Origin of the sequence: Pontibacterium sinense (genome assembly GCF_015209595.1) — a bacterium.
Classification (GTDB): domain Bacteria; phylum Pseudomonadota; class Gammaproteobacteria; order Pseudomonadales; family Balneatricaceae; genus Pontibacterium; species Pontibacterium sinense.
This window is the reverse complement of sequence record NZ_JADEYS010000013.1, coordinates 1-26,182: the sequence shown is the minus strand read 5'-3', so window position 1 is coordinate 26,182 and position 26,182 is coordinate 1. Positions and strand designations below refer to the sequence as shown.

Sequence of the window (26,182 nt, the reverse complement as noted above, 5' to 3'; positions counted from 1 at the left end):
GAGTGCAGGTAATACGCATGACTACAGAGATTTCCCTTAACGATCCGATGATCGTCGCTGGCCGCAGCTTTAACTCTCGCCTGATGGTGGGTACCGGCAAATACAAAGACATGGCTGAGACACAGCAAGCCATCGAAGCCAGTGGTGCAGAGATCGTCACCGTTGCCCTGCGCCGCACGAACATCGGCCAGAACCCGGGTGAGCCCAACCTGCTGGATGTCGTATCACCAGAGAAATACACCATCCTGCCGAACACCGCATTTTGCTACACCGCAGACGAAGCCGTACGTACTTGCCGGCTCGCTCGTGAGCTACTGGACGGCCACGATCTGGTGAAGCTGGAAGTACTGGGTGATGACAAAACTTTATATCCAAACGTGACGGAAACGCTGGCTGCTGCCGAAACCCTGATCAAAGACGGTTTTAAGGTCATGGTTTACACCAGCGATGATCCGCTGGTTGCGAAACGTCTGGAAGAGATGGGCTGTGTTGCCGTCATGCCATTGGGTGCGCCGATCGGCTCTGGCTTGGGTATCTGTAACCCGAATAACATCAAATTGATTCTGGAAAACGCCAACGTTCCAATCATCGTGGATGCGGGTGTGGGCACCCCTTCCGACGCAACACTGGCGATGGAACTGGGTTGTGAAGGTGTCTTGATGAATAGTGCCATTGCTCATGCACAGAACCCTGTCCTCATGGCACAAGCGATGCGCAAAGCGGTTGAGTGTGGCCGCGAGGGTTATCTGGCAGGTCGTATGCCACGTAAATCTTATGCTACTGCGTCTTCACCGATGGAAGGACTGATCGGCTCCAAGTAAGCCGGAGTCACACCGATATCGCTATAAAGGGGACGGACCTGTTATCGCTAACGCGCTGATAGATCCGTCCCCTTTTACTGCAAAGAACCGCAGCAATGCTTATATCTTTTATTGCTACCACATATACAGGGATTGTTTCGGCCAATCATCATTCTTTTCTGCGTCTTTATACCCATACAGACTTCATTAACATAACCATCAAATTTCATCGACTCCGGTAGAGCCTTGATAGGCTTACCATGATGAATAAGAAGTTGATTGCGCTTCAAACAGGCTTCTACATAACCTGAGTTATGGATTGTCATCGATCTCTCTAACCAAACCAACAACACTGCACTCACCGCGCTATTACTTCTCGATATAGCATGCTGTATCTCGACTTCTAATTCCTTTAATCGCTCACTCGCAACCTTTCCTTGGAGATCAGGAATAAAAAGAGATGCATCAATCACCACAAGACCAAAACAATTGATCCCGACAGCCTTTATTTGCTTATTGGCTTTAACAATAATCTTTGATATTCGCTTAAGACTTACTGTATCTAAGAGTTTTTTGCATTCCACTAAACAGGGCAGCTCTAATCCTTGTCCGTCTAATCTAAAGTCAGGGAAACTATTTTCTTCATAAGGAGTTACCGAAAAGCCTTTCGAATTAGCCCATGAAGCAAGGTTTAACTCAGTTTGAAGGCTTAGATAGATACCTGGATCATGTACTCCAGATCTAATTCTGGAACGAACTTGCTCATCGCCAAAGTTTGAGAAATCACTAAGTACAAGCTTTTCAAGGTCTGTCATATGGACCGGCGTACCACTGCATCGTACAAGGACATCCAAATCTAAAAGAACGCCACATAGTGAGTAAATTAACTCTTCATTATCAGGGAAACGCAATATATTCTGCTGAATTTGAAGCTGATCTGCTATTGCAAACACTTTATAAGCGGGATGATGATCAATCCGATACTTTGGTTTCGAAAACCAGTCTTCTCCCATCAATGAAATCACAACTTTTTTGTGTATTTCCAACATCTCTTGAGTATTCAATCCGCTATCCTTTTCCGATACAAATACTTAAATGTTCATGTTGTTCTTTCGAAATTACTAATGAACAGTTCTTCCTTTTCCATATTAGAAAATTTTTGAGGGTCGAATCTATTTCCGATATAGACCACCCTCACACGTCGACCCGGTACAGCAGCTCAGGTATTCAGCTTATCGCTATAACGGGCCCGGAGCTTTTGTAATTTTGGACTAATCACCATCTGGCAATACCCTGCACCGGAGTTCTCTTGATAGTAATTCTGATGTCCGTCTTCTGCTTTGTAGAATGTCTGAAACGGCTCAACAGTCGTGACGATTGCATCACTAAAGTCAGCCTGTGCTTCCGCGCGAATTTTCTCTGCGCTTTCTTGCTGTTGAGTATCATGCGGCAAGATCACACTGCGGTATTGCGTGCCACGATCCGCGCCTTGCTGGTTCAGAGTCGTAGGATCATGGGTGCCGAAGTGAACACGTAACAGGTCTTCATAACTGATGACCGCCGGATCAAACTCTATTTGAATGACTTCAGCGTGGCCGGTCGTTCCGGTGCAGATCTCGCGGTAACACGGATTCTTAATCTGGCCGCCGCTGTATCCACTCGCCACCGTCTTTACACCACGCAGGTTTTGGAAGATCGCTTCAGTACACCAGAAGCATCCACCACCAAAGGTTGCAATCTCTGTTTGGCTATTACTCATGGCTCACTGTCCTTCTACTTTCTTAAGCGCTACTGCGTTCATGCAGTAACGTAATCCACTCGGTTCCGGCCCATCAGGAAACACATGTCCCAAATGCGCATCACACGTATTGCAGACTGTTTCGATGCGGCGTGACGCCAGCGAATTATCACCATGATAGGCGATCACATTGTCCGTCAGTGGCTGGGTAAACGACGGCCACCCCGTACCGGACTCAAACTTTTCATTGGCATCAAACAAGCGGGTACCACAGCAAACACACGCGTAAATACCGGGCTGAAACAGACTGCACATCTCTGAACTAAACGCCCGCTCAGTGCCACTTTGGCGGGTAACACGATACTCATCCGGGGCCAATTGCGCGCGCCATTCTGCATCCGTTTTAACAACTTTATGATCAGGTGCCAGGTTACCGTTGTCGGCTAGCCCCAGTACATCACCCCATTTCAACATGGTTCATCTCCTTCTCGAAGCCAAACTAGAACTGCACATGCAAGACCACGTGCGGCAATTCATTGGACGTCGTTTTTACTGTTTTGCTCAACTCATCACTGAAAATTTATGTACTGTCCGTCGTTTCGTTGATGCAGCACTCATCTTGCAGGAAAGCGACCAGCGCATCCAACTCCGTATATTGAGGCACACAATATAATGTACGGCCTTCCCGACGCTGGACCACCAATCCCACATTCACCAGCCGTGTAATATGATGGGACAGCGTTGAACCTGGTACACCTAAAGCCGATTGAATCTCTCCCACCGGAACACCGGTCTTACCGCCTTTGACCAGATAGCGAAAGATTTCCAGACGGGTGGCATGACCCAATTCAGCCAGGCGTTTTGCAGCGATTTCGATCTGCATTTCATCTTCCTTCCTGCCATTCTTATTTCGATAATACTAGAAATAACTTGACGCCACAAAGACTCTTGAGTCAGAATAATTCCATATTTCTACAAACATGGAATTATAAAATATCTAACGAATTCATTTCTATGCTCAACGATGCTCTGGGGATGTTCGCCTTTCTTGGGGTGGAGCTCACGGCGCTATTTCTGGTGATCAGCTTTATTGTGGGTGTCCTGCAGGAATTTATCCCGGCAAAAAAAATACAAGGCATCCTCAGCGCGAAAAGTGGTAAAGGTTACTTTTCTGCCGCAGTCCTGGGTGGGATTACACCATTTTGCAGTTGTTCGACCATTCCGATGCTAACCGGACTGCTAAAAGCCAAGGCCGGATTTGGCCCCACCGTTGTGTTTCTATTCACATCACCGCTGCTCAACCCAATCATTATCGGATTGTTCCTCGCGACATTTGGGCTAGAGGTCACACTGGCATACGCTACCGTTGCTTTAAGCGTGTCCGTTGTCGCCGGATACCTGCTGGAGAGACTAAACTTCGCACGATACATTCGACCTGAGGTGTTCGGAGACAAACCCGTGGGAAGCTGCTCCGCAAATACCGGTTGCGGGAGTGAAAAACCGACCTCATCTTCAGCGCCATCATGCAGTGTCAGTGATGAAAGATCTGGCAGTTCAGATAGCATCTCTGTTTCATGCAACGGCGTGGCGAGCTTGCCAGTCGTCGATAATCGCTGGAAAAGGATCGGCGCAGAAACCTGGAGTCAGTTCACTAAGGTATTGCCCTACCTTCTGCTGGGCATTGCCATCGGCTCATTCACTTATGGTTTCATGCCTGCCGACATGATTGCGCAATATGCGGGGGCAGACAATCCACTCGCCATTCCTGTTGCAGCAGTCATTGGCGTGCCACTCTACATTCGAGCTGAAGCCGTGATTCCTCTCTCCTCGGTACTCGCCACCAAAGGGATGGGAATGGGAGCCATTATGGCATTAATCATTGGCAGCGCAGGCGCCAGCCTGACTGAAGTCATCCTGCTCAAATCGATGTTCAAATCACCGATGATTATCGCCTTCCTCATCGTGATCTTTAGCATGGCGATAATGGCAGGTGCTCTCTTCCACTACATGTTTTAAGTCGTTCAAAAAAGACAGGTTTATTTCTCCGGGCAATAGATCTGTCTTCTAGTTCACATATACTAGGGGGGACCCAAAACCAAAGGACCCGCATGATGGATCTGCTTATTCTCGGACTGGTACTGTTTTTTATCCCACACATGATTTCTGTGGTGAATCATCAATGGCGTGACCGTACCACCAAACAGGTCGGTGAACTGACCTGGAAAGCGCTCTACGCCCTGATATCACTGGCAGGCTTTTTGCTGATCATCAAGGGATACGGTGAAGCCCGTCTGACCTCTGAATTTCTTTACACTACACCACAGTGGATGGGGCATCTGGTGGCGCTGTTAATGCTGCCGGTATTTCCTCTCCTGCTGGCCACCTACCTACCTGGGCGGATCCAATCCATTACCAAGCACCCGATGCTGGTTGCGACCAAACTGTGGGCTTTATCCCACCTGCTGGTAAACGGTCGAGTCGCTGAGATTTTGCTGTTTGGTAGTTTTCTGATTTGGGCCGTGCTGGTGCGAATCTCGCTTAAGCGCCGTCCACAGCGCGTTGTGCCAAGCGCACCTAAAAAGGCAATGAACGATGTGATTGCACTGGTTGTCGGTATCGGACTTTACGTGGTCTTTGCGTTACATCTCCACCGCATGCTGATCGGCGTCTCGCCATTCGGTTAACGGTTAAGGCGTTAACCTACGTCAGGAGCGGCCCCTGTTGTTTTTATCCCGTCGCTCCTGCTGTGCCCTTCGATCTCGCGCAAAAAGACACCCTTTGATAGGTACGCAAAGCTCTGGTATCTGATCATCATTCGTCTGAATTTTCACCTCACCACTGAAGTCCCCGACTTGAGTTTTATCCGGCAAATACCGAATCATCAACTGGTAGCGATCCCCTTCGGGAAGTCGCTCAGAATGAATCTGGATATTGTCTAAATCGGTGCTCACCGTGATTTCAAAGTCACCACTGCCTTTCCGGTACACCATTAATCTCTGGGTTAATGCATCTACGATTTTCTGATCTTTAGTGAGCGACAGTGGCAATCGGCTCATGTCGACTCTTTCAGGAAAGGTATAAACACGCTCCCTAATCCAGGTATTGGCCGTCAGCGTCATCGACGCACCTTCGCCCTCTCCGGTCTTCAGATAAACCGGCTCACTGAGTTTAGCCCCGGGTTTAATACCGCTTAACGTCAGTGTCACCGCATAATGCTCACCCGGCACCAGCGTAGCGACGTTTACATCAAAGCGGTTACTCCCATGCTCCGTGTCCGAGATAAATAATGGCTGCGACTGGTGATTGATAATTTCGATGGTTGCCTGCTCAGAGTGCCCTAAATCTGTTGCGACGAAAAACTCCGAGTACGGTTTGAATTCGATAGGAGGTACAAAAAATCCATCTACCGTAAATTCAACCGGTGCAACAGAGTCTTCGTAAAAGTGAACTTTTATTGTTCCGCCATAAGGCCCTAACGAACGCTGATCTGCCAATCCCAATGTGAATTCACCGACACCCCCTGCAGCAACGGTTTGCGTCACATCATGGGCTACGAGCGGTGGTGTCAGCTGAACACTGCGAACTTTGAGTGGTCGGTCAGTCGGATTATCGAAATACAATATCCGATGTACAGAGTCACCCGGCAACACCTTACCTAACGTAATGTGCCGTACACATTTTGACATCATGACACGGCGCTCATCGGAGCATAGACGCCCCGAAAAAGAAGCCATAACCGTCAGGAACAAGTACTGTAGTAATAACATGATCACCATTCCCGATAAGTACACTGCGTATCAACCGATACAATCGAAGTAACCTGACGGCATCGACATGCAGTCAACTGCGGCCTCACCCGTCACCGGTGTGACACGATCTGTGAGGTCGAAGGGAGATTGGGGTTCTACGCGCCGTTCATCAGGAACGGCCCCACACCCTATCGGTACTTTATTTGAAAGCACCTATACCTGGCACCTTCACAATCAGACTCAACATCACCTTTAGCCATTTTCGCTTCCACCCTCACTCTACCGGTCCTTCCGTTTACCCTAGGTTCTCACCACAGGAGGCATAGCACAGTGGTTCAGGTTGATATGCACATTTAATTTCTGCTTGTCTCAACCCTAGCGTTAACCCAGCTTAACAATTGGGATTATTTTGCTGTTTGATTGCATTTTTTTGCACTTACTTATCCCGCTCCCTAAAAACCGCACAAAAACATAACGTTACTGCTGGTGAATTTTTGTACACACACATTCTTATCTAATAAATCCCTTTCATGACTGTAACATCCGCTTTACACCTCTATTTCCTTTACTCACCACTTCCCCGGCCTCCCGAGACCACCCCGCATGGTAGAATGAGCGTAGTAGAACCTAAAACTCGTTTAAAAACTCACTATCAGGCAAATGGATGTAATGGACAGGGTATTATCCGATTACCGCACCCCGCTACACGTGCTGCCCCTGCTGGCGCTATCGACCCTTTTCGCATCGTCCGTCTGGTTTGCTGCCAATGCGGTTATGCCCTCCTTAGCCAAAGCCTTGGGCGATGGTCAGACACCTGCAGATATCACCACTGCCGTACAATTGGGTTTTATCGTGGGCACTTTCACGTTTGCCGCCCTTGCGATCGCCGACCGCTTTGCTCCCAGTCGGGTCTTTATGATTAGCAGTGCTCTGGCTGCACTATCTAACTACAGTGTGGTTTGGGTCAGCGATCAGTACTCCGGTGTCCTGATTGCTCGTTTTCTCGTCGGCTTTTTTCTTGCAGGCATCTATCCCGTCGGGATGAAAATAGCCGTCAGCTGGTATCCTAAGGGATTAGGAATGGCCCTGGGCTTTCTCGTCGGCGCACTAGTACTGGGCACCGCATTCCCCCATTTGGTAAGGGCGCTGGGACAGGACTGGCCGTGGCAAACAGTGATTCAAACTACGTCTGCTTCAGCGGTCATCGGCGGCTTAATCATCTGGACACTGCTCGGAGATGGTCCCAATCGCCCTGTTGCGGGTGAACTGCATCCACGTGCGCTGATCGACGCATTTCGACAACGGAATTTTCGTGCATCCGCCTGTGGTTACTTTGGCCATATGTGGGAGCTCTATACATTCTGGGCGTTTGTACCACTGTGGCTTGTCGCCTATCAGGAATGGCACCAGATCGACCCATTACCGGTCTCATTGTGGAGCTTCCTGATTATCGCGGCCGGTAGCATCGGGTGCGCAGGAGGAGGTTTGCTCACGCCACGCATAGGCCCGCCACCGGTAGCTGGTATTCAGCTGTCTGTATCCGGGATCTGTTGCCTGTTATCACCATTGATCTTTCTACTGCCCGTGGAAGCCTTTCTATTAGCACTTGTGATTTGGGGTGTCGCGGTGGCGGGTGACTCCCCGCAATTTTCTGCACTGAATGCGGTCAATGCACCGCCCCAGCTGGCCGGTTCAGCATTGACCATGGTGAACTGTATCGGTTTCAGTATTTCGATCGTAAGCCTGCAGGCGATGGAAGCATTGGTGGGTGTACTACCTGACCAGTGGCTTTTTCTAATACTTGTACCAGGCCCCCTGATGGGGATGCTTTACTTCAAGCCCTTGTTACAGGATCAGACCAGCTAAGAGTCGTGCACTAAAGGTGCTTTGCGATGTGGCCTGTCAAATGAATACGCCACATCGCAAAAGAGGGTTCAAATCAAGTACAACCAGCGTCATAACGCTGATCTTCCAGATGCCTGAGCACCTCATCTTTCTCGACAGATTTACGCACTGTTTCTAATTGATCCAGTTCCTCTTCGGTAAAGCATTCCAGTGCTTCGCGGAACGCCACTTCCAACAATTCTGCTGCGATACAGCTCATATCTTTGTTATACACCAACTCCATCGTTCTGAGCTGGTCATACAGTTCGGTTGGGATCGGCGTTTTTACGTTTTTCACTGACGAACTCGACAGATCGCAGTGCATCCCAGCATCCTCTCCACTGGTACGTAGTTTTTCAACTACCTCAACAATTTTGGTATTCATAGTGCCTCCTGATAACGTCAGGCGGGAAAATAGAAATGGCTGCTTCTTTAATCAGGTATAGACAGCGATACAAAGGCTGTAAATGGATTTAAATTCAGGACGATCACGCTAACTAACGGTTTACGGCGACAGTAAAAGCGTTCATATTTCACCCCCGTGACATTATCGGTGAATGAGACAGCACAATGAGCAAGCCCCAAATCAGCATAGGTTTAAGTAATCCAAAAAGTCCGACAAACGTGGGAGCGGTGATGCGCGCTGCGGGGTGCTTTCAGGCAAATGCTGTTTTCTACACGGGCGAGCGCTACGACAAAGCGGCACGTTTTCATACCGATACTAAAAATCGTACGCTCAGTATTCCGCTAACAGGCACACCTTCACTGCTCGATAGTATTCCAGAAGGTGCAAAGGTGGTGTGTGTTGATCTGGTTGAAGGCGCGACGCCCCTACCCCAGTTTGAACACCCTGAAAACGCCTTTTATATCTTTGGGCCAGAAGATGGCACGATTACTCAAGACATCATTGATCAGGCTGATGCCGTAGTCTACGTCCCGACCATTGGTTGCCTGAATCTAGCAGCTTCAGTCAATGTGCTCCTGTATGACAGACTGGCTAAATCAGAGATGAGTATTGCCGGTGATGACTTGATCCGTGCCAGCCGCGATACCAACAATAAAGTGAAAGTGACGACACCAGTCCTGGAAAACGCCTGATCTATAAATCAACTCACCCGGGGTCCCCAACGTAGTCCGCAGCCCTCCCATTTGCCGAACGAATATGCTACCGTGCGCGGCCATTTTTGTTCTGCGGATTTCTCACAACCATGATCGCCGGATTCGATTACGGAAGCTCCAATTGCGCCATTGGCGTTCTAAATACCACCTCTCCTTCAGGTATTGAACTGCTGCCACTCCATGGCGACCAGCGTTTTTTGCCCTCAACCCTGTACGCCCTGTCACGTGAATTGATCTGTGAAGCCGTGGCAAAACAGATTGAAAACCCGGTGCTGCGTGAACGCTATATGGCTGAGCGCGCTAATCAGTTGCGGATGGCGGCCGCATCCCGACGCGAACACGATATCCAATCCGGTGAACAGACCCTGTTTGTCGGCGAAGCCGCCATCGAGAACTATATCGATCTGCCTGAAGAGGGATATTTCATCAAATCACCCAAATCATTTTTGGGTGTAAGTGGATTGCGTGCAGAACACCTGGCGTTCTTCGAAGATATTGTCAGTGCGATGATGTGTGAGATTAAAAAAGCCGCTGAACGCAATCTGGATGGAAAGATTCGTCATACCGTCATCGGCCGTCCGGTCAATTTTCAGGGTACCGGCGGTGAAGACTCCAACCGACAAGCCAGTGAAATTCTGCACCGTGCGGCAGCCCGTGCAGGTTTCGAATCCGTTGAGCTTCTGTACGAACCGCTAGCCGCAGGTATCAATTTCGAATCCGATCTGACGGACAATAAAACCGTACTGGTGGTCGACGTTGGCGGTGGTACCACAGACTGCTCCGTGGTGCGTATGGGGCCGGATCATCGTGTAAAGGCAGAGCGAAAAGACGATTTCCTCGGTCACAGTGGTTCCCGTGTAGGTGGTAATGATCTGGATATCAATCTCGCCTACAAAGGCCTGATGCCGGTATTTGGCTTGGGAGGTCAGCTTAAAAGCGGTCGCCCACTGCCAACACAGCCCTACTGGAATGCGGTATCGGTCAACGATATCCCGGCGCAAACAGAGTTTAACTCCATGCAGAATATCGAGCTGATGGAGCAGCTACAGCGTGATGCACAAGAGCCACATAAACTGGGTCGTTTGCTGCAACTCCAAGAGCATAAGCAGAACTATCAGTTGGTGCGCAGCGCCGAGCAGACCAAAATAAAGCTGTCGGATCAGGCTGAATACGATGTTGATTTAGGCTATATCGACAAAGACCTAACCCAGCGCATCGGCACAGATTTATACGAACAGGCGGTAGAACGTCCAGTATCCAAAATCGTTGATTTGATGAGCGAAGCGCTGACACAGGCACAGTGCCAGCCTGACCTGATCTACGTCACGGGCGGCACCGCAAAGTCACCGGTTGTGCGTGAAGCCATTGCACGCAAGTTAGGTGATATCCCCGTCGTCGATGGCGATCACTTTGGCAGTGTGACCGCAGGTCTGACTCAGTGGGCGGAAAAGATCTACCGTTAAAACCGTAATTTTGAGATACCCTGATCTTCGCCGGAATTCCCTGCTTCACGCGCTAGCGCTCTTCCGGCTCTCCCCAAGACAAAACTCAGCCAATGCTTCTCAGCTTTATTGGGTGTTCACCCGTTCCACTGACGCGGGTTGATGCTCAAGCCCGACTCCTGGCCGACGAGCTACCGCTGGACGAATCAGCAGAGGCACGCCCCCAAAAAAATAGGAAATATTCTTATATGTACTCCGCTAAACATTGAACTACCTTACCAGAACCAAAAACAACACAATAAATAGGAAATTGGGCGTATGAATAAAGCAGTTTTAGGTACAAGCTTTCTTCTTGCCTTGTCGCCGGTTGTAGCAAGTGCGGAAGGGTTTTATATAGGTGGTTCAGTCGGTAACAGTAAGGTGATGGTATCCTCTGAGGACAAAGCTGCAGTCGCTTCGGCGGGGGGGAGTGTTGACGATGATGATACGGGGTACAAAGCAAACGTAGGCTATCGGTTCACCCCAAACTATGCAGTAGAAGCTTTCTATGTGGATTTTGGTGAAGCTAGTGTGACTGATGGTGTTGATACAGGCACGGTTGATGCGGATGGAGTGGGTGCAAGATTATTGATGATGGCTCCTTTTGGGGACGGCTTCGATTTGTATGCATCGCTGGGCTTTCATTCATGGGACGCAGATTTTTCCTCGACTAATGGCTTCAACGCCAGTGATGATAATACCGATGTAAATTACGGTTTAGGTCTAAGTTATACCTATGAACGAGTTACCTTCAGAGGTGAGTTCGAGCGCTTCGAGCTTGATACTGAAGACGTAGACTTACTTACTGCAGGTGTGACAATTAACTTCTAACGCTTATAGCTCCCACTTATAAGTGGGAGCAGCAATCTGAAAATCACCTAGTGCCCTAAGCACTTTGCAGTGATCTAATCATCTTGGGCACCGTTTCACCGGCAATACTGTGAAAAATACGATGAACGTAAAACGGCGAAAAATGACTGGTCCATACGACATTCTCTAGACTCAGCTTCTAATCTAGATTATCTGAAATAACACCATCTCCTTGTTGATGTGTCGTATGTATTCAGTGTTCACCTTCACGTTTTTCATCATTGCTCTTATAGAAGTATCACCGGGGGAAACGCCATCTGAGGCACTCAGAGGATAAATAAAAGCCCAAGAATCTACCCGATCACCAATATTACATAGCAACGCTATTCGCAGTGCAGTGCAGGCAAATACTTTAACTAGCAGTCGTCTGATGAAACTCGATCACGTTGTCATCGGGATCACGGACAAAGATAAACGAAGCGCCATCCGGTGTAACGATAGGCCCTTCGGTAATCGTGTAATTGATCGATTCAAGATACGCCTGAGCCGCTTGCAAATCTGTGACTTCAAGCGCGATATGGGTGAAACCTGTATATTTTTCAGGGACATCCATCAATACATTCAATGTCTTCGATTCGGAGCCATTCAGAATGAAGTTGATATTAATGCCTGATGGATGTTCCATCACCGCCACGGGTTCCGGGCCCACTGGACCCACAATAAATACAAATCCGAGTTTTTCGTAAAAGCCACGGGCAACATCCAGATCCGTCACCCTTAACCCCACATGGTTGATTCCGGTAATCTCTTTCATCGTAACCTCATCTTTGTAGCTCCCTCGTTCCATCCAATCATCCTATTTGATCATATATCCCAAAACCGCCCAACCAAGAGGCCTTCAGGCTGGAACCACACATCATGAACGGGTTGGGTCTATAGATCATATTAGCCTCGAATTTATAGTGATCCCATGAGCTAAAAAGCCCTGAGCCTTTGGAGAGGTTCTGTTAGTGCTCTGCGGGTATTGGTGTCTGTGATCCAGATCCCAATACCCGACTTGTGAGGCATAACGTTGTTTTGCTGCGCAAGGGCTAGCGGTGATTACGATATCCGATACCACACTTTACGGGCCCGATACCTGCTAAGTGTTGCCACGAATACGAGCCACGCCGCGAACCAGAGTGCTATCACAACCTCTTCTAGGGCCTAATCCGATAAACAGGAACCGATTCATGACGACCCCTTACATCAAAATAAAAAACCACATCAACGGCGTCTGGGTAGATGAAAGCAACGGTCAGTACGAGCCGCTGCGTAATCCTTCCACCGGTGCAGTGATTGGAGAAGTACCGCTGTCTTCTCCGGAAACCTCCCGTGCAGCGGTTGCTGCTGCAGCTGAAGCATTCCCTGCGTGGAGCGCCACACCGCTGCCAAAACGTATGGATTACATCTTCCAGATGTATCGTGCGATGCAGGACAACCTGGAGCCTCTGGCAGAGGCAATCGCGATTGATCAGGCCAAACACATCGCCGAAGCACGCGGTGAAGTGGGTCGTGTAATCGAGATCCTGCAGATGGCATGCACCATTCCAGCACTGATTCAGGGTGAGACGGTTCAGGGCATCGCCAACAACATCAACGGCCGCCTGATTAAAGCGCCACTGGGTGTGTTCTGCGGTGTCGCACCGTTCAACTTCCCGGCGCTGGTATTTGGCTGGTTCATCCCATTCGCCATCGGTACCGGCAACACCTTCGTGTACAAACCATCCACCGAATCGCCACTGTTCATGCAGAAGATGATGCAGTTGATGGTTGATGTTGGCCTGCCTGAAGGTGTTGTAAACATCGTACACGGTGACCGTGAAACCGTTGAAGCCTGGTACGACGATGACAATGTAGCGGGCGTATGCCTGGTCGGCTCTACGCCAACGGCAAAAGCAATCGCTGAAGGTTGTGGTCGCGGCGGCAAAAAAACCATGCTATTGGGCGGCGCAAAAAACTTCCTTGTTGCGATGGAAGATGCACCAATGGACCTGATGATCGAGAACATCCTGATGTCCGGTTACGGCTCTGCGGGACAACGTTGTCTGGCAGTATCCAATATCGCTGTGGTACCGGAAATCTACGACGAATTTGTCGAGCGGCTGCTGGAAGCCTCTAAAAACATCAGTGTGGGTGATGCCATGGACCCGGATGTATTTATGGGTCCGGTCATCTCCGCAAACGCGAAAGAGCGGATCGAAAACTACATCAATATCGGTGTAGAAGGAGGTGCAACGCTGGCACTGGACGGTCGTAATCCGGACATCGCGGATGCAAACAAGGACGGTTACTTCGTTGGGCCCACCGTATTCACTGATGTCACCCCCTGCATGCAGATCGCCCGTGAAGAGATCTTCGGTCCGGTGCTGAGCGTGATGAAAGTGGGTTGCATCGACGGTGCGCTACGCATGATCAAAAACCATGATATGGGTAACGGCGCGGTCATCTTTACCCAAAACGCGTTCTATACCGAAAAATTCATCAATGAAGCTGATGTCGGCATGGTCGGCGTAAACGTCGGTATCTGTGCACCGCACCCCTACCTGCCGTTTGGCGGTATCAAAGGCTCTCTGGTTGGTAACAACAAGGTTCAGGGTAAAGATGCGATCGACTTCTTCACCCAGAACAAAGTGGCTACCGTACGTGTGGTTGATCCTCGCGGTAACAAACCAGCGGAAGCAAAGCCTGCAGATAGCTCTGTGCGTAGCTGCGTGGCAAGCTGATCTGAAGTGAATGTTGGGAATCGCTTCGCTCGTCACCAACCTACACAGATACGATGTAGGTCGGGATGAGCACAGCAATTCCCAACACACACAAAAAAGGGGAGTGAATTCAATTCAGTCCCCTTTTTTGTTCTCTGCGTCGAAGAATGCGCCAATGACTATGCGCTAATCTTCAGACGCAGCTTATCGCATAAGGCTTTTAGCTGGTCGGACTCTTCTTGAGTCAGTGGAGACTGGCACGCCATGGATTTAGGAATCTCCTGAGCCCGCGACTTCAGTGACTTTCCTTCATCTGTCAGCTGTAACAGGCAGGAACGCTCATCCTGTTTACAGCGCACACGTTCAAGCAGCCCTTTTCCTTCCAAACGTTTTAACAATGGCGTGGTGGTACCGGAATCCATATGGACCTTCTCCCCAAGCGCCTTAACACTGATGCCATCCTCAGCCCACAGCACCATCATCGCCAGATATTGTGGATAGGTCAGATCCAGATCTAGCAAAGCTGTTCTATACGACCGCACCATCGCATTCGCCGCACTATACAGTGAAAAGCAGCTCTGATTTTCAATACACAATGACGCGTCGTTATTCTCTTGGCTCATATCGTTATCCCGAATTATTATTTTAATATGTACACAATTATATTGCGCGCAATCTAAATGACAAGTAAGATTGCTCTCAAGTTGGTTGCGCACAAGTTAATTGCTCGCCACCATTAAATTCTATCAGGATGATCCTTAATCTCAACTACGACTTCAGAGGTTATGTATGTACATCAAGAAAGCATCGCTAATGATTTCGGCACTGTTGTTTTCTCTATCGGGTATGAGTCAGGCAGAACAACTCAGTACTCAGCAGATAGAGCTCACAAAACGAACCGATGAAGTTGCAGCGCAGAGACTGATTAATCATCCCGATCCGATCGAACTGAAAGTTTTACATAATTTATATTTGAGGACACACACATGAAAAACATCGTAACTGTATTCGCACTGGCTTCTGCTATCTTCGCTGGTTCCGCTTCTGTTGCTGTTGCAAGCACTCAGGAAAGTCACTTCGGCGATGGTATTCAGGTTGAAACAGCTTCTCACTTTGCTTCTTCTGAAGAAGTTGTAGTTGATGACGCGAACATTCCAACTCACCCTTACAATGTGGACCTGTACGCTGGTTCCCACTAAGGCCTGAACTCTTTGCAACATCTCCCCTTCAAAACGATTCCTCTAGCGAGGGATCGTTTTGATCCTTACGCCAAGCACACCTGCGACATTTAATACGCTCAAACCAATTCAGGTGTTCAGCGTAAAACCTCTAGATACCAGTCGATCGTGTTGCTCAAACCTTCATCGAAACCAATCTCAGGCAACCACCCTAACGCGTTATGGATTTTATGCGTGTCCAAACCATATCTATGATCGTGTCCCGGTCTATCTTCAACGAACGTAATCAAATCCTCATAGCGACACACGCCACGCGGTTTATCCGGTATCTTGTCTTCTAACACCGAACAAATACGCCGCACTAGTTCTAAATTGTTATGTTCGTTATTAGCGCCAACGTTATATGTCTCTCCTGGCGTGCCCTTCTCCAGCACGTGTATCAATGCAGCGGCATGATCATCCACGTATAACCAGTCACGAACCTGCTGACCGTCGCCGTATATAGGCAGCGGCTTGCCGGCTAACGCCTGCTTGATCATCAGCGGAATCAGCTTCTCATCATGCTGATAAGGACCATAATTGTTGGAGCAACATGTCACTAGCACTGGCAAGCCATAGGTACGACCCCAGGCACGAACCAGATGATCGGCGGCCGCTTTACTGGCAGAGTACGGCGAACTCGGGCAATAGGAGCTGGATTCGTTAAACAATCCCCCATCACGCCCCAGATCACCATAAACTTCATCGGTTGATACTTGTAGATAGCGGAAGCGTTCTCTCTGCCGCCCTTCTAACCCCAACCAATAACTCCGCGAAAGCTCCAGTAGCGTCTGCGTCCCCACCACATTCGTCTGAATAAAAATGTCCGGACCGCCAATCGAGTTATCTACGTGGGTCTCTGCCGCCAAATGGATCACGCAATCGGGTGTATACCGTTCAAAAACGCCTGACATTTCATGAGAGTCACAAATATTCGCTTTCACGAAATGATGCTTTTCAAAAGCTGCAAACTCGATCAGGACGTCGGTATTGGCCGCATAGGTAAGCATGTCGACGTTAATAACAGAATGATCGGTTTGAGTAAGGATATAGCGAACCAGCGCGCTACCGATAAAACCGGCGCCGCCCGTAACAAGAATCTGCATTCAGATTGCAGCTCCGCATAGATAAGATAAACACCGATTTTACCAATACGGAAACAGAGGAAGAAGCCATATCGCGGATAAGGGAAGCTGAGCTGAGAATGAAAAAGAGCAAACGCCCCATCCTATTTCCGCGTTATAGATGGTAAATCACTTATATTCGGTACACATCGTATCCAGATCAGAGATTTCACGGCTCATTTCACGAGTGACGTTGATCATCAGGATCTTAAACTCTTCAGGAAATTTCTCGCAAAAGTGGTGAAATAACTCAGCTGGAATCTCCAGCAGATAGCCATCGTCTTCCATCACTTGGTTACCGTGACGTTTTTGCAGGCCGATCATACCGACAAAACCCACCTGCTCGCCGGGTTTGTAGTAACGCAATTCCACCATCTGACCGCAGACCTCTTTGGCTTTATGGAAACGTGTGCCGCCACTGATGATGATATAAAAGGATTCGGAGGTGTCGTTAGCAGAGTAAATCTTATCGCCGGGGGCGCAGTGAATCAGGTTTCCCTGCTCCAGAAGATAGGTGAGGCTTTCATCGGAGAGCGCACCAAACATCGCCAGATCACGACAGTAAGTTAGCGGAAATTGGCTTTTTAGTTCTGCGTACGTCTGTTGTTGCATAGCTCGATCCCTTAGCCGGAAGCGCTACCAAGTATAGTCAATATAATCGTAGCACTATGGCAAGCTGCCGTAGATAGCCAGAAGGTCGACTAACCCATTGATATATTGCTATCTGGTATGTCAGATCAACCATTCATCAATAATATTCGATGCTGGGATACGCCTGCATACCGATGCAGGGCCGCCCTTCATACTGCAAGCTGGCTAACTACCTTCAATGAAGGCGAAGTCCATTCTGCACGGTGTTTCAATCATATTTACGAAACGAAACCCAAAAAACAGATAAAAAAAGAGGGGCTATAAAGCCCCTCTATATGAGTGCGGTTCATCCGTAAACCGTTTGAGCGAGCACGTTTAACTGAGCTTCGAATGACTGGTGGATCTGCGCAACGCCACCCGAAGCCGAAAATAAACGCTGGGTCTTACCACTTGTAAGGTAAGAAGGGACAGATAACAGCCCGGTAAGGCTGTCATCCGAATTCGCTATGTCGATAAATCGACGTGCTTAGTAGTTGTACTTACCAGCAGAGTACAGAGCCTGGGCTTTTTCCCAAGTTGCACCGATCTGGCCGTCGCCGACAGGCTGGCCGTCCAGTTCTACAACCGGAGCGATCTCTTTACTGGAGCTGGTCAGCCAGATTTCGTCCGCGTTGCGAACTTCATCCATAGTCACGATGCGCTCTTCAACTTTGATAGAGCCATCTTTCGCCAGGATATCCAGCAGCATCAGACGGGTGATACCCGGCAGGATCTGGTGATCCAGCGGAGGCGTGATCACAACGCCATCTTTAACGATGTATGCGTTGCATGCACTACCTTCGGTCATTTCACCGTCAGCGTTGTACAAAATGATTTCGTTGTTGCCAGACTCATAACCCTGCTGGAAGTGCATAACGTTGCCCAGCAGTGCAGTCGATTTGATGTTGCAACGTTTCCAGCGCAGATCTTCGGTGCTGGATACTTTGTATGCTTTAGCAACTGCTTTATCAGCAACAGGCGCAGCTGGAATTTCGAATACGAATGCAAATACAGTCGCTTCTACATCTTCTGGGTACGCGTGGAAACGCTTGCTATCAGTACCGCGGGACACGTGCAGGTAGATACCCAGGTTGCCGCCGCCATTCTTTTCAATCAGGTTTTCGCAGACTGCGCGCCATTCATCCTGAGAGTAGCCAAATTTAATGCCGATCAGGTCCATGCCCTGATCCATACGCTCGATGTGTGGAGCGAAACCAACCAGTTTGCCATCGTAAGAAGGGATCACCTCATAGATGCCATCACCAAACAAAAAGCCACGGTCCATCGGCGAGATCTTCGCTTCGTCCATTGGCATGTAGGATCCGTTTAAAAAAACAATACTCATAACAAACTCCAAACCATCGGTGGCTTCAAACCGTGAGTCCCCTCACTTCACCACCCTATCGATAAACTTAATCACGCACTCCGCAGGCCGCAGTGCGTGCGATTAATCATGCAAATCCAGTTAACTTACGCAATTCCAGCAACATCGCTTCGCCATCGGCGGCAGGCAGGCTGTCTTCTGTCAGGGTGTTGTCACGGGTAACACCGTCAACACTGCCACGTTCAGACAGGTACTGCAGAATCGCTACGTTGTCGAAATCAGACAGCAGGTCTTTTCCTTCCAACCAACCCATCAGTGCAACCAGTGCATGGCCACCCCAGTTGGATACATCAGCGACAACCAGTTCGCTGCAACGGGTCACTGCTGGCGTAATATCCAGAGAACGCAGTGCCGGGCGAACGTTACCCATGCCAATTTCGTTACCACCGTCGCCAATCGCAATGGATGGGCAACCGGCTTCTTTCATAATCTCATCGAAGCTTGCGGAATGCGGAGTGATTGATTCACCGCGCATGTTGTAATAACCCGCATCTTCAGCTTGTCCTGGGCGCTCAATAGAGATCACCAGTTGCGGCTTGTACTGTTCCAGCACCTCATCTGCAACCGTCAGGCGTGCTTCCAGATCCATCTCACCAATTGGCAGTTTGTGGATGCGGTAGTCAGTCGCCAGTTCAGTTGCCAGTGGGTCGCCACACACCATGATTGGTGTCGCACCGCAGGCTTCGAATGCACGGTACAAAGAGATCGCACCCACAGGGCCATCAGTCTCAAATGTACCTGCAACTGGGAAACCAGTACCAATCAATACCGTACCTGTGCACTGCTGCATCATCATCGCTGCACGCAAGCAGTAACCTGGCAACATCATGCCCTGCACTGTTTTCATGCCACGGAGGTCACGGGATACCAACAGTTCTTCAATCGCCAGGCTAAGCTTCATCGCTTCTTGCATCTGGGACTGGGGGGTAATTTCCTGTTTCATATTCACGAAGGTACTCCAGTTATTATTCTTAGCAGGCCAGCGGTTCAATCACCGCGTTGCGGCGTTGGGTCAGCAGGTGCAAATTGTGGGCATCATCAATGGTGATGGCTTCAAATGTCAGGGTTGCGCCCGGCGTCATCTGCGCCAGCTTCGCGGTATCCAACGACAACATAGAACCCAGTTTCGGGTAGCCACCAATCGTCTGACGGTCGTTCAGCAGAATGATCGGCTGACCGTCTGCAGGCACCTGAATCGCACCGTGACAGATCCCTTCAGACAAGATGCCATCCAGTGAAGGCTTGATCTCAGGTCCGCTGACGCGATATCCCATGCGATCACTGCGATCCGTCGTCTGGTATTCGCTGCTGAAAAAGCGCGCCATTTGCAGATCACTGAACGCATGTTTCTGATAACCCGGAATCACACGCAGATGTGCACGCTTGTCATAGGTCGGACGGTGCTGTTCCGGCAGGACCAGACAACCGTTCGCCGATGCAGCGGTACACGGCAGAAAATCATTGGGTGCCAGCTTGCCACCGTTCAACCCACCAATGGATTCACGCGTGACGGTTGCGGCACTGCCAAAGCTATGTTCGATATGGAATCCACCTGCAACTGCCAGATACGCGCGGCAACCTGCGGTGGCATAACCCAGCTCAATCACATCGCCGGCATTAATGGCATGACTGCGCCATTGCTCTTTTGCCTGACCGTTGATGCTCAATGGCAGTTCAGCACCGGTCACTGCAATACGAGTGTTGATCTGAGCTTCCAGAATCAATCCGCCAAAGCTGACTTCCAGCGCGGTGACGTCAGTGCTGTTATCACACAGGCGGTTAGCCCAGCTGAACGCTTCAGCATCCAACGGCCCACCACATGTCAGACCAATGCCGTGTTTACCAAATCGACCGGCATCCTGAATCAACGTCATCAGGCCCGGCTGACGAACTCGGAAGCCTTGAGTTTGAGCATTGTTATGCGTCATCTAAGCTGCCTCCCAGTTCAAAAAAATCGTTGCGGCTAATCGCTTCGAAACGCACGCGATCACCGACTTCTACCGGCATCGTTGGCTGTGCGTCTGGATCGAACATGCGCTGCGGGCAACGTCCAATCAAATTCCAACCACCCGGAGAAACCGCCGGATAGATGGCGGTCTGACGATCAGCAATCGCCACAGCGCCGCGCGGCACACGCTGGCGAGGTGTCGACAGACGCGGCGCAGCAATGCGCTCATCCACATCACCCAGATACGCAAAACCCGGTGCAAAGCCGATGGCATACACGCGGTATTCACCGGCCTGATGGATCTGGATCACTTCGTCGATGGTCAGCTTCGCATTACGTGCCAACTGCTCCAGATCTTCACCGGAGTCTGTACCGTAATACACCGGCAGCGTCACGATACGACCCTGCTCGGATGATTCATCGGACAGATTAGCCATCACCTTGCGGATACCCCGACGTACGTCCAGATGATCGCAGCGGAACATATCAAAAATCAGCAATACAGAGGCGTATGAAGGCACCAGATCAATCAGCTTCTCACCCAGTTCCTGCTTCAGCAGTCGGGAAGCCTGTTCAACCCGGTTTGCCACACCCGGCTCACCGTGTTCACCCAGATAGAGGATCAGGGCATTTTCGCCTGCAACCTCTATTCTCATGCTTCAATCACTCCGCGAATCGCTTCGATCGCACGCACACCGGCTTCGTTGTCACCGTGTACACACAGCGTATCCGCATCAATTTTCAGGGTGTTACCACTGACCGTTGTCACTGTGCCTTCACTGCACAGTTGTTCAACCTGAGCCAGCATCTTTTCACGGTCATGCACCGCACCCGGCTTGCTGCGGGCCAGCAGTTTGCCGTCATCGTCATAGCAACGGTCGGCAAAAGCTTCGAACAACACTTCAATGCCTGTGTCTTTCGCTTCGGCACGGTGCTGGTCACCCTGCGGTGTTGCCTGCAACATCAACGCGATTGGGCGGTGGTATTCAGCAATAGACTGCATCACAGCGGCGCGAACGTCGTCGCGTGCCATCATGTCGTTGTACAGTGCGCCATGCGGTTTAACGTAGGTCAGTTCCAGACCTTGCGTACGGGCCATGCCGTCCAGCGCAGCGATCTGGTAATGCATCAGTGCAACAATTTCCGCTGGCTGACAATTCATAGAACGACGACCAAAACCGACCAGATCCTGATAACCCGGATGTGCACCCACGGTGACATTGTTCTCTTTCGCCAGCGCCAGTGTGCGCTGCATTACCAGTGGATCACCGGCATGGAAACCACAGGCAATATTTGCCTGATCAATGTGGGGCATCACAGCGGCGTCCAGACCCATTGTCCAGGCACCAAAGCTTTCACCAAGATCGCAGTTCAGTTTTATTGTCATTCTTATAATCCTCTGTAACCGGTCCGGACGTTGCGCGTTCCAGACCGCTTACTCACTTAATACGTATTCAGAACTCAGAGCACGGCCAGACGGCTGTTTGGCAGATCGGTCACCAGCATGTGACCCGGGCTGTGAGTGATACAGAACGGTGGTTTAGCCTGTTCCAGCGCGACCTGTGGTGTTACACCACACGCCCAGAACACAGGAACTTCACCGTCTTTAATGGTCACGGCATCGCCGTAATCCGGCGTATTGATATCTGAGATGCCGATCTGCGCAGGATCACCAAAGTGAATCGGTGCGCCGTGTACAGATGGGAAACGGCTGCAGATCTGGATCGCACGGATCGCATCAACCGGTTTCATTGGACGCATGGAGACAACCGTATCACCGCTGAAACGACCCGCTGGTTTGCAGGCCACGTTGGTGCGGTACATCGGAACGTTCACACCTTCGGTGACGTTACGCACATCCAGACCATCAGCAATCAGTGCTTCTTCAAAAGAGAATGAGCAACCCAAAGCAAAGGTCACCAGATCATCACGCCAGTAGTCACGAATATCATCGACTTCCTGTGCGAATTCACCGTCCTTAAAGATGCGGTATTTCGGCACATCGGTACGGATATCCAGATCTTCGCCCAGCGCCAGAATGCCGGTATCGCCCGGCTGTGCGGACATACCCACCAGCGGACACGGTTTCTGGTTCAGCTGGCAGAACTGCAGGAATTCATTCGCCCAGTCAGCCGGCAGGATCGCCAGATTGCACTGTACGAAACCCTGCGCCACACCGGAGGTGTTGCCTGTAAATTCGCCGGAACGCACTGCGCGACGCAGTTCTACCGGAGACATTTCAGTATTCATGACCATCTTTAACGGCTCCTTATTTAAATCGATCGTTGCGTACAGATACGGTCTCACCACCACGTTTATAAACACGTGGCACACGGTCAGAGATGGAACAAACGATCTCGTAGTTGATGGTGCCCAGATCCTGAGCGGCGTTATCAACAGTAATGTTGTCATTGATCAGGCTGACCTGATCACCGACACACACGCTCTCGTCAACGCGAATCATGGTCTGATCCATGCACACACGTCCAACGATTGGGTATTCTTTCCCGTTGATCTCAACAGGACGATTCTGATGGTAGCGCAACCAGCCATCGGCATAACCGATTGGCATCACGCCGACCAACATGTCTTCTTCTGCTTCGAATGTCGCGCCATAACCCACTTTGTCACCCGCCTTCAGACGTTTAACCTGGGTAATACGGCTGTGCAGAGAAAATGCCTGCTTCAGTTCGCATGGCAGTTCGAACTCATCACTCGGTGCCAGTCCATACATGGAGATACCAAGGCGACCACCATTTGCCGCCGTCTGCTGCGGATGACGCAACAAGGCAGCGCTGTTGGACTGGTGCACGTATTTGAAGCGACTCAGATCAGTATCAGCCGTAATCGCTTTCACTTTATCGATCTGATTCTGGTAGTGATCAACACAGCCATCGGCGGTCGCAAAGTGCGTGAACAAACCGATCAGATTCAGGTTCGTTTCCGCATCTAGCATGCTGCAGGCTTTGGCAAAGCTTTCTGCATTGGTCACACCAATTCGATGCATGCCACTATCAATTTTCAGATGCACGTTTGCAGGTACACCCTGATAACCCGCAGCGGCTTCGATCCAGTTCAGATCGTGGGCCGTTACATCAATATTCTGTTCTGCAGCAACTGCAATATCGGCTGGGCGAATCGGGCCCATCACCAATACCGGAACGTCTCTAATTTCACGACGCAGATTCAGCGCCTCATCCAGAAAGGCGACGGCCAGCATGTTGGCACCGGCATCCAGTGCTGCACGGGCTACTTCAACGTCACCATGACCATACGCATTCGCTTTCACCACGGCATAAAGGTTTTCAAACCCCGCATGGCGTTTAATATTGCTTACGTTTTCGGCGATACGATCCAGATCGACTTCGACCCAGGTGTCACGGTAGAACATTCAACATTCCTCTTTAGCAGCACATCGGGCAGCAAATAAAACCCGAACCGAATATTGTACTGATACCCAATACCCAAACCAGAAAAATAGCTGCGTTTTCACTGCATTTTTCAGGATTAATTTTCGTTAAGAAAACTCAAACAGGATAAAACCCCAAAACCAAAGTTTCTTACAACGACTTGCACCAACATAAACCACTAACGGCACAAAAAGGCCCACAAAACCGACCCAGACATGCACTATAGAAAAGCACAAGGAGCCCCACTAAGGACCAACAGACAAATCGGCGTTGGGCCAATTGTCCAAACCACTTTATTTTGGAGTAAAAAAGACCGAATCACGTTCCCTAAAACGGAAAAACGCCGGTTCTCCTCTCAGAGATACCGACGCCCTAGAATAGCTAGCGCTCAGAACACCTGCCGAATATGCCTAGCGTTGCTGCTCCGCCAAGTAGTCCAACACAAACTGCAATACCGCCGTTTCATCATTGATATCCAGCTGTGGTATCTCTCGCTGAAGGGCTAATGGCCTATCCGCAGCAATTGCGATAACACTGTCATCGGTTGGATGAATGAGATCTTTCTCCAACACTGTACGATGCAGTTCAATTTTTGGGATCGCTTCGCGCTTGAAACCCTCAACCAGCACCAAGTCCAGAGTTGAGTGATCCATGCGACTTAACATGCGGGCAAAGGAAGGATAATCCCCCTGATCCTCCTCCACCATCAAAGCCCAGCGGGTGTGGGAGCTAATCAACATCTGATCTGCGCCGGATTTACGTAATTCGTAACTGTCTTTACCGGGGTGGTCAATATCAAACTTATGGTGAGCATGCTTAATCACACCCACACGTACCCCCTGCTCTTTTAGCAACGGGATCAACTTTCGAAACAAGGTGGTTTTGCCTGTACCACTCCACGCCACAAACCCGAGCAGCGCTGGCATCTGCTGCAACTCCGCCAGTTCATCGCGGCTATTCACATTGACAAATGCATCCGGTTTATCGGAAAAGTCGACCTCGACCACTTTATGCTGACCGTACCAGCGATCAACTTTACGCTCGCCCTCTTTAAGAGCCGTTTGCAAACTACTCAGTAGTTCACGACGCATCAGCGCAACAACCGACTGCATACGATTACCGTCATTCGCGACAGCAATCTCTGCACCCGATGCTTCAGCCATCTTCAACATCCGGTTGACCAGATCATCCGGCAGCGAAGGCGTATCACAAGGTACAAACATCACCCAGTCCGTGGGAGCATGATGCAAGCCGGTTGCCATCCCCATCAATGGCCCCTGAAAATCCCCTTCCAGATCACTAACAATAGGCATCCCTAATGCACTGTACGCGTCCATACTGCGATTGGCATTAATCAGACAACGACCAACCTGAGGCCGGATTGTTTCCAGTACATGGCTGATCAACGGTTTTCCGCTGAGTTCCACCCAACCTTTATCCATTCCTCCCATACGGCGTGCCATACCACCGGCCAGAATGACCGCGGTCACCTTCTCGGCGTATTTGTTCAACTCTGACATGTGGCGCACTCCTGATCGACCGAACGGAAACAAAGCTAGCCAAAGTACCTGAACGACACCTCGACTAAAAGCCTGAATACTCTAAATATAACGCTGAATTTCGATTTGCCATATTTACCTGATTAATCAGTGTATTAACGACAACGATTAAGGTTAGGACCAATTTGGCGGAACGGATGGGTACTGCGGGAAAACGAGCGAGACGCGGGTCGCTGAATTGGGAGATAGATGTTGGGAATCGCTACGCTCGTCCCAACCAACATTAAGCATTACAGCCTCGTAGGTTGGGCCAGGCAACGCGATACCCAACACAGAACGTTGCGCAAACGAGCGAAGCACAGATCACAGAAGTGGAAGACACCTGCTGGAAATTACCTGCGCTCGCTCCAACCGACATTAAGCATTGCTACCCTGTAGGTTGGGTCGAGCAACGCGATACCCAACACTCAACCTGATAGCAGGCACAAATGCGGGGCATCACTACGCGTCTATTAACCTAACGCTGCTGATAGGCAGAGCACTTACATCAGCCCCAACAACTTAGCCCTGTAGATACCATCTCTCCATATGTGCCTCAAGTGATTGATTAGGTCATTTGAGGTACATATTCAGTTTGCTGTTTCA

General features: G+C 49.9%; 27 protein-coding genes. 9 read left to right on the top strand and 18 right to left on the bottom strand.

Features of this window, described 5'->3' with window-relative positions; translation table 11 throughout:
• The first annotated feature begins 17 nt into the window (after window positions 1–17).
• Complete coding sequence (locus IOQ59_RS13135; RefSeq protein WP_304621443.1) at window positions 18–821, top strand: thiazole synthase; 804 nt, start codon at window positions 18–20, stop codon at window positions 819–821.
• A 74-nt stretch (window positions 822–895) separates the two neighbouring features.
• On the opposite strand, the gene IOQ59_RS13130 is transcribed toward IOQ59_RS13135, so the two are convergent.
• The 4 genes from IOQ59_RS13130 to IOQ59_RS13115 form a co-directional block, all read right to left on the bottom strand.
• On the bottom strand, window positions 896–1,864 hold the full coding sequence (locus IOQ59_RS13130) for an SEC-C metal-binding domain-containing protein (RefSeq protein ID WP_228050894.1): 969 nt from the start codon (window positions 1,862–1,864) through the stop codon (window positions 896–898).
• 155 nt (window positions 1,865–2,019) lie between these two features.
• Window positions 2,020–2,559 (bottom strand): peptide-methionine (S)-S-oxide reductase MsrA, encoded by a 540-nt coding sequence (gene msrA / locus IOQ59_RS13125; RefSeq protein WP_193953833.1) that lies wholly within the window; start codon window positions 2,557–2,559, stop codon window positions 2,020–2,022.
• Between the two features lie 3 nt (window positions 2,560–2,562).
• Complete coding sequence (gene msrB / locus IOQ59_RS13120; protein WP_193953832.1) at window positions 2,563–3,012, bottom strand: peptide-methionine (R)-S-oxide reductase MsrB; 450 nt, start codon at window positions 3,010–3,012, stop codon at window positions 2,563–2,565.
• Between the two features lie 106 nt (window positions 3,013–3,118).
• Window positions 3,119–3,421, bottom strand: a complete 303-nt coding sequence (locus IOQ59_RS13115) for an ArsR/SmtB family transcription factor (RefSeq protein WP_193953831.1) — start codon at window positions 3,419–3,421, stop codon at window positions 3,119–3,121.
• Window positions 3,422–3,552: 131 nt separating this feature from the next.
• Here IOQ59_RS13115 and IOQ59_RS13110 point away from each other — a divergent pair, with 131 nt between their 5' ends.
• Window positions 3,553–4,554, top strand: a complete 1,002-nt coding sequence (locus IOQ59_RS13110; protein WP_228050893.1) for a permease — start codon at window positions 3,553–3,555, stop codon at window positions 4,552–4,554.
• Window positions 4,555–4,646: 92 nt separating this feature from the next.
• Window positions 4,647–5,222: an NnrU family protein gene (locus IOQ59_RS13105; protein WP_228050892.1), complete on the top strand. Its 576-nt coding sequence runs from the start codon at window positions 4,647–4,649 to the stop codon at window positions 5,220–5,222.
• A 21-nt stretch (window positions 5,223–5,243) separates the two neighbouring features.
• Here IOQ59_RS13105 and IOQ59_RS13100 read toward each other — a convergent pair whose 3' ends face one another.
• A complete protein-coding gene (locus IOQ59_RS13100; protein WP_193953829.1) occupies window positions 5,244–6,305 on the bottom strand; it encodes a hypothetical protein in 1,062 nt (353 codons plus the stop codon).
• Window positions 6,306–6,956: 651 nt separating this feature from the next.
• Between IOQ59_RS13100 and IOQ59_RS13095 the strand changes: the two genes are divergently transcribed.
• A complete protein-coding gene (locus tag IOQ59_RS13095; protein WP_193953828.1) occupies window positions 6,957–8,153 on the top strand; it encodes an MFS transporter in 1,197 nt (398 codons plus the stop codon).
• 73 nt (window positions 8,154–8,226) lie between these two features.
• Here IOQ59_RS13095 and IOQ59_RS13090 read toward each other — a convergent pair whose 3' ends face one another.
• Complete coding sequence (locus IOQ59_RS13090) at window positions 8,227–8,556, bottom strand: hypothetical protein (protein WP_193953827.1); 330 nt, start codon at window positions 8,554–8,556, stop codon at window positions 8,227–8,229.
• 185 nt (window positions 8,557–8,741) lie between these two features.
• Between IOQ59_RS13090 and IOQ59_RS13085 the strand changes: the two genes are divergently transcribed.
• The 3 genes from IOQ59_RS13085 to IOQ59_RS13075 all read left to right on the top strand — a co-directional run bounded on the left by IOQ59_RS13085 (window position 8,742) and on the right by IOQ59_RS13075 (window position 11,602).
• On the top strand, window positions 8,742–9,269 hold the full coding sequence (locus IOQ59_RS13085) for an RNA methyltransferase (protein WP_193953826.1): 528 nt from the start codon (window positions 8,742–8,744) through the stop codon (window positions 9,267–9,269).
• A gap of 110 nt (window positions 9,270–9,379) precedes the next feature.
• Window positions 9,380–10,753, top strand: coding sequence for a molecular chaperone (gene yegD, locus IOQ59_RS13080; RefSeq protein WP_193953825.1), 1,374 nt, complete (start codon window positions 9,380–9,382; stop codon window positions 10,751–10,753).
• 297 nt (window positions 10,754–11,050) lie between these two features.
• Window positions 11,051–11,602: an outer membrane beta-barrel protein gene (locus tag IOQ59_RS13075; RefSeq protein WP_193953824.1), complete on the top strand. Its 552-nt coding sequence runs from the start codon at window positions 11,051–11,053 to the stop codon at window positions 11,600–11,602.
• Window positions 11,603–11,993: 391 nt separating this feature from the next.
• Here IOQ59_RS13075 and IOQ59_RS13070 read toward each other — a convergent pair whose 3' ends face one another.
• On the bottom strand, window positions 11,994–12,428 hold the full coding sequence (locus IOQ59_RS13070; RefSeq protein WP_228050891.1) for a VOC family protein: 435 nt from the start codon (window positions 12,426–12,428) through the stop codon (window positions 11,994–11,996).
• Between the two features lie 385 nt (window positions 12,429–12,813).
• On the opposite strand from IOQ59_RS13070, the gene IOQ59_RS13065 reads away from it, so the two are divergent.
• Window positions 12,814–14,346 (top strand): aldehyde dehydrogenase family protein, encoded by a 1,533-nt coding sequence (locus IOQ59_RS13065; protein ID WP_193953823.1) that lies wholly within the window; start codon window positions 12,814–12,816, stop codon window positions 14,344–14,346.
• Between the two features lie 158 nt (window positions 14,347–14,504).
• On the opposite strand, the gene IOQ59_RS13060 is transcribed toward IOQ59_RS13065, so the two are convergent.
• The gene (locus tag IOQ59_RS13060) at window positions 14,505–14,948 is read right to left on the bottom strand and encodes a MarR family winged helix-turn-helix transcriptional regulator (RefSeq protein WP_193953822.1); all 444 of its coding nucleotides are present in this window, start codon (window positions 14,946–14,948) and stop codon (window positions 14,505–14,507) included.
• 363 nt (window positions 14,949–15,311) lie between these two features.
• On the opposite strand from IOQ59_RS13060, the gene IOQ59_RS13055 reads away from it, so the two are divergent.
• Window positions 15,312–15,524 (top strand): hypothetical protein, encoded by a 213-nt coding sequence (locus IOQ59_RS13055; protein WP_193953821.1) that lies wholly within the window; start codon window positions 15,312–15,314, stop codon window positions 15,522–15,524.
• 116 nt (window positions 15,525–15,640) lie between these two features.
• On the opposite strand, the gene rfbB is transcribed toward IOQ59_RS13055, so the two are convergent.
• From rfbB to mobA, 10 genes are all read right to left on the bottom strand, one after another.
• Window positions 15,641–16,648, bottom strand: coding sequence for a dTDP-glucose 4,6-dehydratase (rfbB, locus tag IOQ59_RS13050; RefSeq protein ID WP_193953820.1), 1,008 nt, complete (start codon window positions 16,646–16,648; stop codon window positions 15,641–15,643).
• 147 nt (window positions 16,649–16,795) lie between these two features.
• Complete coding sequence (locus IOQ59_RS13045) at window positions 16,796–17,278, bottom strand: Crp/Fnr family transcriptional regulator (RefSeq protein WP_193953819.1); 483 nt, start codon at window positions 17,276–17,278, stop codon at window positions 16,796–16,798.
• 505 nt (window positions 17,279–17,783) lie between these two features.
• On the bottom strand, window positions 17,784–18,641 hold the full coding sequence (locus tag IOQ59_RS13040; RefSeq protein WP_193953818.1) for a D-amino acid aminotransferase: 858 nt from the start codon (window positions 18,639–18,641) through the stop codon (window positions 17,784–17,786).
• 106 nt (window positions 18,642–18,747) lie between these two features.
• Entirely contained in the window at window positions 18,748–19,623 is an 876-nt protein-coding gene (locus tag IOQ59_RS13035; protein ID WP_193953931.1) for a DUF4392 domain-containing protein, read from the bottom strand.
• A gap of 28 nt (window positions 19,624–19,651) precedes the next feature.
• Window positions 19,652–20,608 carry a 5-oxoprolinase subunit C family protein gene (locus IOQ59_RS13030; RefSeq protein WP_193953817.1) on the bottom strand — a complete coding sequence of 319 codons (957 nt, stop codon included), beginning with the start codon at window positions 20,606–20,608 and terminating at the stop codon, window positions 19,652–19,654.
• Window positions 20,598–21,284, bottom strand: a complete 687-nt coding sequence (gene pxpB, locus IOQ59_RS13025; protein WP_193953816.1) for a 5-oxoprolinase subunit PxpB — start codon at window positions 21,282–21,284, stop codon at window positions 20,598–20,600. The genes IOQ59_RS13030 and pxpB overlap by 11 nt, the downstream gene beginning before the upstream one ends.
• On the bottom strand, window positions 21,281–22,015 hold the full coding sequence (locus IOQ59_RS13020) for a 5-oxoprolinase subunit PxpA (protein WP_193953815.1): 735 nt from the start codon (window positions 22,013–22,015) through the stop codon (window positions 21,281–21,283). Before IOQ59_RS13020 ends, pxpB begins: the two co-directional genes overlap by 4 nt.
• Window positions 22,016–22,089: 74 nt before the next feature.
• Window positions 22,090–22,878: a putative hydro-lyase gene (locus IOQ59_RS13015; RefSeq protein WP_193953930.1), complete on the bottom strand. Its 789-nt coding sequence runs from the start codon at window positions 22,876–22,878 to the stop codon at window positions 22,090–22,092.
• A gap of 19 nt (window positions 22,879–22,897) precedes the next feature.
• Window positions 22,898–24,019, bottom strand: coding sequence for an alanine racemase (gene alr, locus IOQ59_RS13010; RefSeq protein WP_193953814.1), 1,122 nt, complete (start codon window positions 24,017–24,019; stop codon window positions 22,898–22,900).
• A gap of 429 nt (window positions 24,020–24,448) precedes the next feature.
• Window positions 24,449–25,558, bottom strand: coding sequence for a molybdenum cofactor guanylyltransferase MobA (gene mobA, locus IOQ59_RS21635; RefSeq protein ID WP_193953813.1), 1,110 nt, complete (start codon window positions 25,556–25,558; stop codon window positions 24,449–24,451).
• Between the last annotated feature and the right edge of the window lie 624 nt (window positions 25,559–26,182).